This is a genomic window from Shewanella sp. 10N.286.52.E4 (assembly GCF_041468785.1).
In the GTDB taxonomy this organism is placed as follows: domain Bacteria; phylum Pseudomonadota; class Gammaproteobacteria; order Enterobacterales; family Shewanellaceae; genus Shewanella; species Shewanella electrodiphila.
Genome location: NZ_JBFRJJ010000016.1, coordinates 17,561 through 33,435 on the forward strand (window position 1 = coordinate 17,561; position 15,875 = coordinate 33,435).

At 41.5% G+C, this 15,875-nt stretch carries 8 protein-coding genes; 7 read left to right on the forward strand and 1 reads right to left on the reverse strand.

The features are described 5' to 3' along the window. The first annotated feature begins 53 nt into the window (after positions 1-53). The 5 genes from AB4153_RS08550 to AB4153_RS08570 all read left to right on the forward strand — a co-directional run bounded on the left by AB4153_RS08550 (position 54) and on the right by AB4153_RS08570 (position 6,965). The gene (locus AB4153_RS08550; protein ID WP_371997049.1) at positions 54-1,325 is read left to right on the forward strand and encodes a von Willebrand factor type A domain-containing protein; all 1,272 of its coding nucleotides are present in this window, start codon (positions 54-56) and stop codon (positions 1,323-1,325) included. A 143-nt stretch (positions 1,326-1,468) separates the two neighbouring features. Beyond that, on the forward strand, positions 1,469-2,056 hold the full coding sequence (locus tag AB4153_RS08555) for a sigma-70 family RNA polymerase sigma factor (RefSeq protein ID WP_102526515.1): 588 nt from the start codon (positions 1,469-1,471) through the stop codon (positions 2,054-2,056). Then, positions 2,049-2,930, forward strand: coding sequence for a hypothetical protein (locus tag AB4153_RS08560; protein WP_371997050.1), 882 nt, complete (start codon positions 2,049-2,051; stop codon positions 2,928-2,930). The genes AB4153_RS08555 and AB4153_RS08560 overlap by 8 nt, the downstream gene beginning before the upstream one ends. Positions 2,931-3,194: 264 nt before the next feature. Next, on the forward strand, positions 3,195-6,470 hold the full coding sequence (locus AB4153_RS08565) for a S41 family peptidase (protein WP_371997052.1): 3,276 nt from the start codon (positions 3,195-3,197) through the stop codon (positions 6,468-6,470). A gap of 183 nt (positions 6,471-6,653) precedes the next feature. Further along, positions 6,654-6,965 (forward strand): hypothetical protein, encoded by a 312-nt coding sequence (locus tag AB4153_RS08570; RefSeq protein ID WP_102526496.1) that lies wholly within the window; start codon positions 6,654-6,656, stop codon positions 6,963-6,965. A gap of 257 nt (positions 6,966-7,222) precedes the next feature. On the opposite strand, the gene AB4153_RS08575 is transcribed toward AB4153_RS08570, so the two are convergent. After that, positions 7,223-7,666, reverse strand: coding sequence for an OsmC family protein (locus AB4153_RS08575; RefSeq protein WP_229370104.1), 444 nt, complete (start codon positions 7,664-7,666; stop codon positions 7,223-7,225). A gap of 401 nt (positions 7,667-8,067) precedes the next feature. On the opposite strand from AB4153_RS08575, the gene AB4153_RS08580 reads away from it, so the two are divergent. Together AB4153_RS08580 and AB4153_RS08585 are read left to right on the forward strand one after the other, a co-directional pair. After that, positions 8,068-11,058 (forward strand): TonB-dependent receptor, encoded by a 2,991-nt coding sequence (locus tag AB4153_RS08580; RefSeq protein WP_371997054.1) that lies wholly within the window; start codon positions 8,068-8,070, stop codon positions 11,056-11,058. Positions 11,059-11,136: 78 nt separating this feature from the next. Next, positions 11,137-15,465, forward strand: a complete 4,329-nt coding sequence (locus AB4153_RS08585) for an alpha-1,6-glucosidase domain-containing protein (RefSeq protein WP_371997055.1) — start codon at positions 11,137-11,139, stop codon at positions 15,463-15,465. Positions 15,466-15,875: the final 410 nt, after the last annotated feature.

The window sequence follows — 15,875 nt, forward strand, 5'->3', positions numbered from 1 at the left end:
CGTTATTACTAATAAGGTTGGTATCAATCAACGTTTTGGTAATGAGGCTGAATATGACAAAGCAAAATCGAAATGGGTTCAAACATCAATGTTATCTCGCGACTTTAACCGCGATGTTAGCGACTTCAATGTGCGTCAACGCTGAAGAAATTCAGCAAATCGCTAAAAGTGAAAAAGTACAAGCCGTTAGTACTGATCCTATTTCATTACCTAAGAAGCCTTCTTACCCACCGGTTAAACCAGGCTATTACCAAGGTAACTTAACCCTCAGCGGTCATGGCGGAAATATGGTGACAGGCGAAACCCCTGTGTCACGATTTAGTTTTATGTCAAACCGTGATGACTATGAATTATTAACCCAAGCGGTGAATAAAAATACCTTACCAGAACGCAATCAAGTGGCGAGTCATCAGTTGATTAATCGCTTTGATTATCAATTTTCCCACAATGCTAATGATGTCGTGCTCTTATCCAATAACTATGTGTTGGCAACAGAACTTGCACCATCCCCTTATAACCGTGATACAGAATTATTGTTAATCAGTATTGAGTTAACTAAAGAGGCCAGTGATAAAGCGGCACTTGGCTTTAATTGGTTACAAGCGACGGTTAACTTTAACCCAAGACTCGTGTCAGAATATCGTTTGGTAGGCTTTGAAAATGCGCATCAAACCTCATCACACCCAAGAACAATGAAGCTTAGTTATCGTCGCCAGTATGTGGCGCTTTATGAGCTTAGATTTAATGAATCTATTGAAAATCAGCCCAATAACTCTATCAATAGCTCTATCAATCACTCGAACAATGATTCAATCATTAACAAATACAGTGCCAATGAGTTAGCCACGTTATCCTTGTCCGATGCACGCTCGACATCAGGGCAACAATTAATCAAGCCGCAGCCTATTGATATTCATCAGCAGCAGAAGTTTTTTGAACACACGAGTAACGAATTTAGATTCGCAGCAGCAGTCGCAGGCTTAGGGCAGTTAATGAACATGAATAATTATGTGCATGACTTCGATTACCAACAACTGATTGAAATTGCTGAAGGTTCAAAAGGTGAAGATTTCGATGGTGAACGCACAGAGTTCATTGCGCTAGCCAAGTCTGTAGCCGTTATTGCCTCAGACAGTAAATTGAGGGATGCGCGCAGTAAAAAACAGGTGGTACCACCACATGAGCGGGAGCCTTATCCAATGCCGTATCCAATAAAATCTAAACATGCCGGTGAGCTACCTGAGGGAAAACAAAAATTGATATTGCCTGTAAAGCCAGTGCTTGAACCTGTTCCTAAGCCTTTACCGGTAAATAATCATATTTAGTAGACAATAACTGCTGGGCTGGGCAAACTGGTTTAATGCAATTAAAACAGCAAATAAGCCAGGTAGCCTGAGTGAAAGACTTAGATTCAAATAACAGCGATTCGAATAAGCCAGACTCGAATAAGCAAAGCTCTGATAGTGCAATGGGAATATCAGATGAACAACTCATGTTGAATTATCAGCAAGGTGATACTGCGGCATTTGAGCAGTTATATTCTAAGCATAAAGGCCCGTTATATCGCTATTTTGTTCGCCAGTTGAGCCAGAAATCATTGGCTGAAGACTTGTATCAAGATACCTGGGGCAAAGTGATAAAAGCAGCGGGTAATTATCAAGTTACAGCAAAGTTCACTACTTGGTTATATCGCATCGCCCATAATTTATTAATCGATCATGTTAGAGCGGTTAAACCGCTTGATGAAGCTGCAGATATGGGAGACGAGACTATGGATAACTTTGATGCCAATATTAATAATGAACATGCTCATGGCCGTCCTGATGAGCAGCTTGAAGATGAACAAAAAGCCAAATTACTTAAGTCCTGTGTAGCCAGTTTACCTGCAGTTCAAAAAGAGGCTTTTTTACTTAATATCGAATTAGGGTTAACCGCTGCCGCAATTAGTGATATTGCTGATGTCACTTTAGAAGCCACTAAAAGCCGTATTCGTTATGCCTATCAAAGCATTAAGCAATGCGTTGCCGCTAAATGGCAAGGGGTAACATATGACTGATCGTCATCAGACAGATAAAGATGCAATGAGTGATGAAGAGTTTATTGCCTTACAGCAAGAAATCTCAGCACTCTATAAGCAGCAAGCCCTTGAACGGCCTTCAGCCGCAATTGATGCCGCTATTTTATTGCAAGCGAAAGCGACTCAGGCATCTTCATTAAAAAATAATGTGAAAACTGCCGAGAAAAGTAATCTTGTCCAATTAAGTTTTTGGAAAAAACATCGCTTGCCCATATCAAGTGCAGCTTCTGTGATGCTTATTGCTTCAGTGATGTTACTTAACCCAGAATTCAAACAACATGCAGTGTCGGAACTTGATGACAGTGTTCCTGTTATGTCTGATGTAGCAGCTCCTGTTCAAATGGCTGCACCTGTTCAAATAGCACCTGTTCAAACAGCAGAACCGGCAACTGTAAAAGCGCCAGTTATGGACGCAACCGGATTAACAACGTCAGAAGCAGCTTATATGAGTGAGAGCAAAAATACCCCTATGCCACAGGCTCGTGTACAAGCGTTTGATGCACAAATCCCGCAAACCAATAAGACAGGCGTTCGTGGTCAAATGAAAATGGACTCTGCAGAAGGGGTTAGTGTAGGCGAAGCACTTACATCTTCATCGTCTACCGAACCTAGACTTGAGCGTACTGACATTGAGCGAAATCGCACTGAACTTGATCGAACAGCCCCTAGAATGCATGTTGATTCTGCAGAAAAGGCAGTCATGCAGCTCAGTGAATTGGTCGAATCAGAAGATTATGTTCAAGCGGAACGTTATATGATCACTATCGAACAACGATTTCCGAATATTGTTAATCCACAGCACCCGCAATATGATGCTTTCAAAAAACTAAAACAGCAATTAACATCCCAGTAAAACAGTGATGCATTCCATAGCCCAGTGTTATCAAGATTGATAACGCTGGGCTGCTTATGAACCATTAGTCGTGAATATTGCTTTAGATATTGATATATAAGAATTTTATTCAACAGAACATCTTCTGTCGCATTAAACATTAATTTGGTTACAATTTCCTATCATTTAAATGATGTTTTCCTCCATTTTACTGCTGCTTATTAACCATTTATTTGCTAATTTGAGTCCTTGAAAATAATAATATTTACAAGGATTTTTCTGACTATGAAACTTCGCCACTCAGTTACTGCATGTATACTGGCATTAGGTTTATGCAGTACTTCAACTTTTGCGCTCGATACAAACAATCAAGGTTATTACCGAGCCCCTGCCTTGCATGACCAAACCGTGGTCTTTACCGCAGAAGGCGACCTGTGGACCAGTCAGTTAAATCAAACAAACGCTAAACGCATCACCACTCAAGCGGCTGAAGAGTTAGACGCGACAATATCTAAAGATGGACAATGGCTAGCCTATACCGCGAATTATGACGGGGCGACAGAAGTCTATGTTATGCCAATTGGCGGAGGAGTAGCCAAACGGGTAAGTTTTGAAAACAGCCGTGTCAGATTACAAGGCTGGACTGCTTCAGGAGAAGTGCTTTACTCAACAGACAATGCCCATGGCCCAGCGAATTATTGGGTACTGAAAACCGTTAACCCTAATTCATTGGCTGTAACGGATTTACCGCTTGCAGATGCGATTGAAGGTACGATAGATGAACAGGGTAAGTACGTATACTTCACTCAGTTTGGCTTACAGGCCAGCGGCGACAATGCCAAAGTTTACCGTGGTGGAGCACTGGGCGAGATTTGGCGCTTCGAGCTTGGCAGCGAAAATGAAGCGCAAAAACTAACAACGGCGCATCAAGGCTCAGTAAGACAACCTATGCTGTGGCAACAAAGATTGTATTTTGTTAGTGACCAATCAGGCAATGACAACATCTGGTCAATGCAGCTTAATGGCAGTGATATTAAGCAGCACACCAAGTTCAATGAATGGCAAGTACGTGATGCGACCCTAAATCAAGGCCGAGTTGTTTTCCAACACGGTGCAGATTTAAAAGTGTTTGATATTGCTAATCAAAACTCATCAATCATTAATGTCAGTTTGACTTCTGACTTCCCTCATCGCCGTGAACATTGGATAAACGATCCGATGGAATTCGCGACCTCTGTCGAGTTTGCCGCGAAAGGTGACAAAGCGGTTATAACAGCAAGAAGCCATGTTGCAGTTGCCAGCCATGATGGCAGCCGATTAGTGCAGATTCAAAGTCCCGCTGAATCTCGCATTCGAGACGGCGTATTAAGCGTTGATGGCAAGTGGGTATACGGCATCAGTGATGCATCTGGTCAGCAAGAAATATGGCAATTCCCAGCTGATGGCACCAAAGGGGCTAAGCAGTTAACCAAAGATGGCAGTAGCCTTCGCACTAGCTTACATTTATCACCTGATGGCCGCTATATTGCTCACGATGATTATGATGGCAATGTTTGGTTGCTAGATTTGAAAAAAGGTAACAATCAAAAAATCATTACTAACGGCGAAGGATTAGGTGAATACCCTAATATCGTTTGGTCTGCTAACAGCCAACTTATTGCGGTAACGAAAGCTGAAATCGGTAAGCAGCGACCGCAAATCGTGCTTTATTCTTTATCTGAAGAAAAGTCTACATCACTAACCAGTGATAAGTATGAGTCGTACTCGCCAAGTTTCAGTCCTGATGGGCAGTGGTTATATTTCTTATCGAATCGTCACTTTGACGCCACACCGGGCTCGCCTTGGGGTGATAGAAATATGGGGCCGATTTTTGATAAACGGACACAAGTTTTTGCTATCGCATTAAATGAAAAAGCCCTGTTTCCATTTGTTAAACCAACCGAGCTTAATGCAGCGCAATTAGCTGCTACTTCTGATGATGAAGAGAACACCACTAAAAAGGCTAAAGTGGATTGGAAAGGGATTAAACAGCGACTATGGCAAGTGCCTATCGCTGCGGGTAATTATGACAAATTGACAGTGTTAAAAGATAAGTTCTACTTGTTAGACACTCATGCAAACAAAACCAGTTTGAAATTAGTTAAGTTTGATCACTTATCTGCAGACGTTAGCGAGTTTGCAGCTGATATCGCTGATTACCAGGTGTCTGCTAATGGTGAAAAACTGCTGATTACTAAGCAGTCTAATCCGAGTGAATTACACATAGTTGCAGCGGGCGATAAACTACCTGCTGAGCTTAAAAACACCAAAGTAGACACGGCTCAGTGGCAGTTAGCCATATCGCCAATGCAAGAGTGGCAACAAATCTTTGAAGATGCCTGGTTAATGCACCGAGATTCATTTTATGACAAAAACATGCGTGGTAAAGATTGGACTGAAATAAAGAAAAAGTACCAACCTTTGCTAGCAAGGCTGACCGACAGAAATGAACTAAATGACATTTTCAAACAAATGATGGGTGAACTAGACGCTTTGCACTCACAAGTCAGGGGTGGCGACATTGCTAAAAATGACACCGCAACAGGAGCAAGTTTAGGCGCGCGATTAACGCAAACTTCAAAAGGCATAGTGATAAGCCATATTTATCAAAATGATCCTGAGTTACCAAGCCAAGCATCACCATTAGCACGTATCGAAGTTGATGCTAAAGAAGGTGATATTATTTTGGCGATTAACGGCAAACCAGTCACTAATATTGCAGAAGTGACCCAAGGGCTTAGAAACCAAGCCAAAAAACAAGTATTACTAGAGTTAAAGCGCGGTAAACGCAGCCATAGCACGATTGTGGTTCCTCATGAAAATAACACCGACGCAAAATTACGTTATTTAGATTGGGTCAATAACAATGCCACTAAAGTGACCGAAGCCAGCGATGGCAAAATGGGCTACTTACACTTATATGCTATGGGATCGGGTGACATTGAAAGTTTCGCCCGTGAATTTTATACCAACTATGATAAAGAAGGCTTAATCATCGATGTTCGTCGTAACCGAGGCGGCAATATTGATAGTTGGATTATTGAGAAACTACTGCGCCGTGCGTGGGCATTTTGGCAGCCAACACATGGGTCTGCTAGTACCAATATGCAGCAGACCTTCAGAGGGCATTTAGTCGTGTTAGCTGATCAAATGACGTATTCCGATGGAGAAACCTTTTCTGCAGGGATTAAAGCCTTAGGTATTGCCCCTGTGATTGGTAAGCAAACAGCGGGAGCAGGTGTGTGGCTTTCAGGTCGAAACCGTCTTACAGATAAAGGCATGGCACGTGTGGCTGAATACCCACAATATGCAATGGATGGACGTTGGATTGTTGAAGGTTTTGGGGTGACACCAGATATTGAGGTCGATAACTTACCTTATGCCACCTTCAATGGTGTTGATGCTCAGCTCAATAAAGCTATTAGTTACCTAAAAGATGAAATGGTGCAGACGCCTATTTTACCGTTAAAAGCACTACCAATCCCTGAGACTGGCGCTGCGAAAGATATCTTGCCGCAATAAATATTTTGCAGCATTTCTAATGAAAAGCCGCTGTCGAAAAAGTAGTCGACAGCGGCTTTTATTTTATGTAGTTTAAGCGTTAAAGTTTGGCCTGTAAGCCAAAAGGTTGATTCATTATTGTCGTCAGAGCAAGATGAATATAACCCTAAAATATGGAAATCGAATTCAAATCTAAGGATGGATATGAGTGACTTTAGTTATTCAAAACAAGTAAAACTCGAGTCGTTGATTGCGGGCGGAAAGTGGCGATTTGTTTTTCTACACGGCGTATTGGGCTGGGGAATTTCAACGGCTTTTATTATCTTTGTTATCGACCATTTCGTCATGAACACCCAATTAGTCAACTCATTTACTCAAGCGCTAATGATCTATCCCGCGGCAGGTTTTTTGTTTGGTCTTGTTATGTGGACAATGGTCAATAATGAATATCGTAAGATGTTTATGGGCTATAGTGAACAGCAAAAAATGAGCCCTAAGGTTCAGTCAAAACACTGAGTTAAAACACTGAGTTAAACTTTGAGTCAGACACTTACTCAAAACACTTTCTCAAAACACAGGCTCAAAACACAGGTTCAAAACACAGGCTCAAAACACAGGCTCACTTCCTGGTTTCCTAAATAAGTTTACGAATTAAGCTTATGATATGGGTTAATGACTACACTTACACTTACACTTACACTTACACTTACACTTACATATTGAAAAGCCACTCAATTGAGTGGCTTTTCAAGTGTTTATCGCAGCTAAACTAGTTACAGATTAATCTCTACTTCAGAGTTAATACTATTGGCAATAAAGCAATTGGCATGCGCTTTATCGTGAATCTTTTGCAGGACTTCTTGGCTCACTTCTACACCATCAGCAAATATCACTTGTGGATTAAGACACATCTTAGTCACAGATAATTTTCCCGATTCATTTTTACCTAACTCGGCCTTGGCGTTGTCAGTGTAAGTTTCAACGGTGAGCCGTTTTAAATGAGCTATGGCTAAAAAAGTTAACATATGGCATGAGGATAATGCTGCCAACAAACTCTCTTCAGGATTTACCTTAGCTTCATTACCCTTGTATTCTGGCGCTGAAGAAGCATTAACCACTTGGCCTGAACCGAACTCAATTTGGTGGTCTCGGTTAAATTCTGGTGCAGTATGCTCAAAGTGATCCGCTTGCCACTTTACCGTTAACTTAAAACCCATCTAAAAATCCTTTATTAACAATTTCAAATATTTAGATAAGCTTTTTTGAGTAAAACATCAAATGATGTAAAAGCATTTGCCTAGATATTTTTCGCTGAACAAGCATTTTACCTAAGTGACTGATGAAATCTACTAAAGCTTAGATATTTAAAGACTAGCCTAGAGTAAAAATTCCTTTGCAATATTTATTTGGATAGTTTTTATCCGATTTTTCATCCTCTTAGCCTTTATTTAACAGTCTTAATTGTTAATCAAATGTTATGAATACGTATGCAATAAATTGAGGCGAATACTTATCCATGACTACTATAACCAAATAATAATGCCTGATATTCCATTAGTCTGAGTCGTATAACTGAATGTTGGGTGACTATAAAGTCAGTAAGGTGAGGGGAAACTCAATGTTCAATTGTAAACCTAGTGTTTTATCGCTAGCGCTAGCGGCGGCAGGAGTCAGTTTTATATTAACTCCTAGTCAGGCTTTGGCAGCCGATGAGGTAAAAACACAATCAGTCCAGTCATCAACAGCTGATGTTGAAGTCCAAGCGACTGAAAGCACGGCACCTACCAATGTGTTAGCAGAATCTAACCCTGAGGCTGTGGAAGAAGACACAGATATCGAACGGATTAATGTGACTGGATATAGTCGCAGCTTAATTGATTCTCTCAACTCAAAACGCTATGGGGATACCGTTTCTGAGCAACTATCAGCAGATGACTTAGGTGCACTGCCTGATGTATCAATGGCTGATGCATTAACGCGACTACCGGGGATTTCAGCGGTACGTACAGGTGGCCAAGCGGCAGAAATCAATATTCGTGGTATGTCTGGAGGCTTTGTCTTTTCAACTTTAAATGGGCGTGAGCAGGTATCGACAAGTGGTTCACGTAGTATTGAGTTTGACCAATATCCTTCAGAGTTAATCAGTTCAGCTGCAGTTTATAAATCGCCAAAAGCATCACTCATCGAAGGTGGTGTAGCGGGTACGGTTGAACTTACTACCGTCAGCCCATTAAGCAAAGAAAAACAACACAACTTTACAGCTAATGTTCGTGGCATGTATAACGACCGCGCTGACGAAGTGTTTGGCGCAGAAGAGTTTGGTCATCGCTTAAGCTTCTCGTATCAAGGTAAGTTCTTAGAAGATACCTTAGGGGTGGCTGTTGGATATGCAAGGCTTGAGCAACCCAGCGTCGCGACGCAATTTGTAGGCTTTGCTTATAATGGCTCGTTAGATGTTGATGGCTTAGAGAATGATACTAATGGGCCTGTTGGCGATGACGGTGACATGAGCAATGTCCATAAAGAATACCTAGGTGAAGGCTTCGAGTTACAACATTTAGGCGGTGTTGAAACCCGAAATGGCTACATGGGGGCTATTGAGTGGGCACCTGTTGAAAACTTTGTCCTGAAGGCAGATGCTTTTATTTCTCGTTTTGATAGTGAAGCTTTTGCTCGTGGTTTTAGGGTAAAACTTGATGGTGAAAATGCCAATATTCATAACCCTGTATTAGATGGTAATGCGGTGGTTGGTGGTAATTTCGGGCGTAAATCAAAAGACAGTAATACTCGCGTTGAAATCGTCAACGATGACAATCAAGATTTTGATGAAGTAAACAGCTTTGGCATCAATGCTGATTGGCAAGTCACTGATAATTTAAATGTAAATTTAGATGTGTCGTTATCGTCAGCTAAAAGTGATTTCCGTAATGGTTTGCTATGGTCTAACGTTGCAGAAGATGCCACCATCGATTCACCCATATTTGATAATGATGTGGCAATCAACTATCTACTTAATGGTTTAAATCTACCTGATGTGGGTTTTAATCAGGCTGATGACTTTTCAAATATAGATAAAGTGATGGTGAGTAAATACGGTATTTACCCCTTTGTAAATGAGGATGAATTAACTGCATTTCGTTTAGATTTCACCTATGAACTTGATAATGATTTTATCTCAAGTATAGAGTTTGGTGGTCGCTACTCTGATCGTACCTACTCAAATGATCGCTCGGTATTTGAATATGGTGCTGATAATGCCTTTTCTGAATCGCAACCACCACTTAGGTTAACTGATGAAATGGCCACAGTGGTCGACTGGGAAGGGGACTTTGGTTACTTCCCTTCATATCTAGCGATTGATGTAGATAAAGCGCTCAATGCATGGTTCCCTGATGGCACACCGCAACCTGTACAAACTTGGGGTAATTCTGCTGGAGTCATTGACGCGAAAGGTTATGAAAATGGTTACTCATGGACCATGCTGCAAAGCGGGGAGGTATACGAAGAGGTCTTTTCTGGTTATGTGATGGCTAATATCGATCTAGAAATAGGCAGCTTGCCTATAACGGGTAACTTTGGCGTGCGTGTGGTTAACACTGACCAGTCAGCAACCATGTTGCAAAATGTCGGTGGGGAGCCTGAGTTAGGTGCGCAAAACATTACAGACGACATAGGCATTATCAATCAAAACTATGCACCTACGGTACAAGGTGTGGATTACACCGATTACCTACCATCAATTAACTTAAACTTCAAAGTTACTGACGACTCACAAGTGCGTTTTGCTGCGGCAAAAGTGATGTCTCGCCCGCCAATTAATCGTCTTGCTGGCGATATTAGTGCAACGGTTTCAGATGATGGCGAAATCAATGGTTCCAGTACTAACAATCCTTTCTTAAAACCATTTTATGCCGATCAGTATGATTTATCTTATGAATACTACCTTGATGACGGTGCGATAGTTGCCGCAGTATTCTACAAAAATATTGACTCATTCATTGATACCATTGGTATCACTGATTTCGATTTTGCAGGGAATGGCTTTAATGTCCCAGAATACAAAGAGCTTGATAATAATTCCCGTGTACCCACCTATAACGGCACTTATACCACCGCAGTAAATAATGCTAACGGTGGTTACATTCGCGGCCTGGAATTAGCTTATACCCAAGTATTTTCAACCTTACCTGATGCTTGGTCAGGCTTAGGCTTTAATGCCAGTTATTCCTATACCGAATCAGAGGTTGAATCTATCACCAGTTTAGGTGGTGATACAACGATTCAATCATTACCTGGATTATCTAATAACGTTGCTAATGCAACACTGTTCTATTCCTATGAAGGGTTTGAAACCCGAGTGAGTGCGCGTTATCGCGATGAGTTTGTGTCAGAACAAGTGGCGATTAATGAGCAAGTGGTCAACTTTGATGGTGAAACAGTCATTGACTATCAAGCGTCTTATCAAGTCACAGATGGGTTAGGTGTGTTATTTCAAGTAAACAATTTAACCGATGAACCCACCAAAAGTTATTTTGGCACCCAGCAAAAAACAGGAACGATTCAATATTTTGGGCGTGAATATTATTTGGGGTTCACTTATGCAATGTAATCACTTGAAAGAAAATCAAGAGAATAAACACCAAGTATCACGTTTGATAAAAACATATTCAATGGGGAGAGCCCACTCATGATGAGTATTTCTAAAATAATAAAATTGACTGCGGTTGCAGCTAGTATCACAGCATTGACAGGCTGTGGTAGTGAATCATCAGAACCAGGTGAGGTATTATTGACTTGTAGTTCGCCAAACATTCCCAACTCTACAGGCACTGAATGTGTGGCTCCGCCAGCAAAAGTGTGTAAAGCACCGACTTTCCCTGATGCCAAAAATGAAGCTTGTATTGTTGGTTATAACGACAGTTTACCTTTACCTGTGGTTTTAGCTGGTGAAAATCAAGCTGTTCTATATTACAACCGCTTGAAGGATAATAATAACACCGAAACGAATCCGAATTATTCGGCATACAGGCTCCATACTTGGAATAACGATGCCTGTAATAGCTATGCCCCACCGTTTGACTCCACAGAATGGAGTAATGGCCACCTGTTTGATGGTGTTGATGAAAACTACGGTGCTTATTGGATCCTTAATCTTAAAGAAGGGTACTCAGAGTGTGCCCAATTTATTATCCATGATGGTGATACCAAGGCGTTATCTGCAGGTGATTTGTCGGTTAACCTCAAGGCTTATGAAGATTCTACTGCAATAGAGGCGCAATTTGATCGCGCTAATTTTACAATTGATGGCACTCCTGATGTCTATAACTTCCCTATATTGGATGTCGGTTTCTCTATTGAGGGGGCAAGTGCCCATTGGTTAGATCAAAATACTTTTGTATGGAATCAGTCAGCGGACGGAATTGCAAAGTTTGTCATTCATCATTCTGCAACCGCAGGTATTGAGAGCGATATCGCAGGCAATATCAGTGGCACACAAGTTGAAGTGGTCACTAGTGAACTCACTGATGCGCAAAAAGCCCTAGTACCGCATTTAGCGGATTGGCCAGCTTATGAAGCAAACTTTAGTGCTGATGAAGCTAAAATGGTCGCTAAAAACCAGTTAGTCATGGTGGCTTATGATGGCGACAACAAACCTGTTGCTGCAACCCATGTGCAAGCCGCTAAAGTACTTGATGCACTTTACACCGCTGGTGAGAATGATGCTGATGAAGCTGACTTAGGCATAATCTATGATGGCAGTAACATCATGGCGAAAGTCTGGGCACCAACAGCTCAGACGGTGAATTTGAACGTTTATGATGCAGCTAAAAACTTAACCAACACTGAGTCGATGACCTTAAATGCTGAAACGGGGATTTGGACATTTAACGGTGATATGAGCTTAGACAGAATGTATTACCGTTACGAACTCACCGTTTTCCATCCTGTAACTAAAGCTATTGAAACACTTGAATCAACGGACCCTTATTCTCTGAATGTGTCAACCAATGGCCGCTATAGTCAATTTATTAATTTAAGTGACGATGATTTAAAGCCAGAAGGTTGGGATGACCACGAAGTCATGACGGTAGCAAACCCTGAAGATATCGTGATTTACGAAGGGCATGTACGTGACTTTAGTGCGCGTGATGAAAGCACTTCAGAAGCGAATCGTGGCAAATATTTAGCCTTTACTGAAGAGGGTAGTGCACCTGTTGAGCATCTGCGTAAATTAGCTGAAAGCGGCGTGACTCATTTCCATTTATTACCTGTTAATGATATCGCTACTGTTAATGAAGATCCGGCAGAGCGAGTTGATATAACAGACACTTTAGGCACCTTGTGTGACAAGATTGAAGATAATGCAGATGCCTGTGTTACCCAAGATAAATCAGCCACAATTGAATCAATCCTAGAAGGAGCATTACCAGGCTCAAAAGATGCTCAAGCATTAGTTGAAGCTATGCGCGGTTATGACAGCTTTAACTGGGGTTATGACCCTCAGCACTTTATTGCACCTGAAGGCAGTTATGCTAGCGATGCCGATGGCATTGCTCGTGTAAAAGAACTGCGTGAAATGAACTTAGCTTTACATGAGTTAGGGCTAAGAGTCGTGTTAGATGTGGTGTATAACCATACCAGTTCATCTGGGCTTTGGGATAACTCAGTGCTCGATAAAGTCGTGCCAGGTTATTACCACCGTTATAACGAAATTAGCGGTAATATTGAGTCATCAACCTGTTGCGATAATACGGCAACTGAACATCGAATGATGGATAAGTTTGTCTCTGATTCCATGGTGATTTTAGCTGAACAATATGGCTTTGATGGTTTCCGTTTTGATGTCATGGGACATATGCCTAAAAGCAGTATTTTAGCCGCCCGTGATGCCGTTCAAGCGGTGGATGCTGATAACTACTTCTACGGTGAAGGTTGGAACTTTGGTGAAGTCGCCGATAATCGATTGTTCGAACAGGCCACTCAAGCCAATATGGCAGGCAGTGAAGTCGGTACCTACAATGACCGCATTCGTGAGGCCGTTCGAGGGGGGGCTTTATTTGCACTAGAGCAAAAAGACGATTATCTGCGTGACCAAGATACTCTGCGCTTATCAATGGCAGGTAACTTACAAAACTACGTACTAAAAGACTTTAACGGCAATACTGCCACCGGGAGTAGCTTTAGCTGGAACTCACAGCCAACAGGTTACACCTTAGATCCTGCAGACAGTATTAACTATGTATCAAAGCATGATAACGAAACTCTATGGGATATTTTACAGTGTTCAAATGATATTGGTTTATCGTTAGATAGCCGCGTACGAGTGCAAAATATTGCCGCTACGATTCCATTAATGAGCCAAGGTATTCCATTTTTACAAATGGGTGGTGACATGTTGCGCTCAAAATCATTAGACCGAAATACTTATGATTCCGGCGATTGGTTTAACTGGGTCGACTTTACTAAAGGCAGCAATAACTGGAATGTAGGCTTACCGTTAGAGCAAGATAATGCTGAGAAAATGGAGCAAATTATAGCGCTTGCGGGTAATCCTAATTCAGCCCCTTCTATGTCTGAAATTGAGTTTGCTTCTAACGTCTTTAATGAGTTTTTATCTATACGTAAAACGAGCCCATTACTGCGTTTAACGACTGAGCAAGACATTATTGACCGTGTTGGTTTCCATAATATTGGCAAAAATCAGACTCAGGGCGTGATTGTGATGAGTATTGATGATGGTGCTGATTTAACTGATATAGATCCTTCAGTTGATGCCATGGTCGTGATGATCAACGGCAGTGAAAATGAGCAGTCTCATACAGTGCCGACAGCATCTGGGTTTAGTTTGCATCCTAGTTTATCTATGTCGATTGACACCACAGTGCAAAGTGCCAACTTTAGCGAGGGTGCTGAAGAAGGTACGTTTACTGTCCCTGCTTATACCACCGCTGTATTTGTTAAAAATCAGGGTGATACACAAGGTACAGGTTTAAGTGCTAATGCTACAGCGGGTGCGCCAGATGTTGTGCCATATGGCAGCACAGAAGTGTTTGTTCGTGGTGGCATGAACGGCTGGGGTGAAGTGGATAGCTTTACTTATATTGGTAGTGGTGAATATCGCGTTGCCATTACTTTAGCCGCTGGTGGCTATGACTTTAAAATTGCCTCAGCAGATTGGAGCACCGTTGATTTTGGCGGCGTATCTGATGCTGAAGCTGGCGTTGAAGAAGATGTTGCAGAGCAACTTGCCCCAAGCGGAGCTAACTTAAGCTTTACAGCAGCAACAGATGCCACTTATGTGTTCTCACTTAATGCAGCAGATAAAGATAACCCAGTACTCACCGTATACAACGAAGAGCCTTTCGTCGGCACGAGTGTTTATGTTCGTGGCGGCATGAATGGTTGGGGCGAAACCAATGAATTGGTTTACATGGGCGGCAGTATTTACCAAGCAGAAATATTGGTATCAGCTGCAAACCATGAATTTAAAGTTGCCTCAAGTGATTGGTCTACAGTTGATTACGGCAGTTTAGATGATAATGGTGCAGTGACCTTAGATGCTGCCAAAGCGTTAGCGGTTGCTGGGACGAATATGAGTCTCAACTTTGAAACTGAAGAAATGTACACTTTTACTTTTGATATGAGTAATCGTTTAGAGCCAATGTTAACTGTCAATAAAACAGAAATGTTTGGCACTAATACTGTGTATATTCGTGGCGGAATGAATGGTTGGGGCGAAGTTGATGCCCTGAGCTATCAAGGTTCATCTGTTTACACTGTTGATATCGCTTTAGAAGCGGGTAATGCAGAGTTTAAGATTGCTACCGGAGATTGGTCAACTGTTGATTTGGGCGCGATAGCAGGTGAAGAAGCTGTTGTTGAAGGCGATATGAAAACGTTGGCTTCAAAAGGCGCAAACATGCTGTTTGATGTGGCAACAGCGGGGACTTATCGCTTTACGGTTACTGGGCCAAGTTCAAGCTCGCCAGTGTTGAGCGTTACTTCGGTGAATTAAACCAGTAATGAAGAGTATATATTAGCCTAGTTATTATAGGCTTCACTTTTATTGCCCAGCTTTAGCTGGGCTTTTTATTGAGAGAGTAATAGTCGTTTTATTCAGTATTTGTGGTTAATACTATCAACGCTTACAGCTTTAACCCTGAGCATTATTGCATCTGTATTGGCGGATAAACCGTACATGAACAATCTATCACAAACTTTATCACGGCTAATAGAATGAAAAACAATCAAAAAGTGCGCTTAATTGTTTGAAAAATGACAATAAATACAAATTCAGCGTAAAGACGACAAAAGTTGCAGATTTTGTTGTGGTTTTATGTCTATACTAAAGCTGTAAACTAAATAAATGACATAAGTATGAAAATGGAAGCAGGTTGTTTATTAAGTTAACAATGATTAATGCGA

Coding starts and splice junctions, on each gene's coding strand:
- AB4153_RS08550 (WP_371997049.1), top strand. CDS start 54: ATGACAAAGCAAAATCGAAATGGGTTCAAACATCAATGTTATCTCGCG.
- AB4153_RS08555 (WP_102526515.1), top strand. CDS start 1,469: ATGGGAATATCAGATGAACAACTCATGTTGAATTATCAGCAAGGTGAT.
- AB4153_RS08560 (WP_371997050.1), top strand. CDS start 2,049: ATGACTGATCGTCATCAGACAGATAAAGATGCAATGAGTGATGAAGAG.
- AB4153_RS08565 (WP_371997052.1), top strand. CDS start 3,195: ATGAAACTTCGCCACTCAGTTACTGCATGTATACTGGCATTAGGTTTA.
- AB4153_RS08570 (WP_102526496.1), top strand. CDS start 6,654: ATGAGTGACTTTAGTTATTCAAAACAAGTAAAACTCGAGTCGTTGATT.
- AB4153_RS08575 (WP_229370104.1), bottom strand. CDS start 7,666: ATGGGTTTTAAGTTAACGGTAAAGTGGCAAGCGGATCACTTTGAGCAT.
- AB4153_RS08580 (WP_371997054.1), top strand. CDS start 8,068: ATGTTCAATTGTAAACCTAGTGTTTTATCGCTAGCGCTAGCGGCGGCA.
- AB4153_RS08585 (WP_371997055.1), top strand. CDS start 11,137: ATGATGAGTATTTCTAAAATAATAAAATTGACTGCGGTTGCAGCTAGT.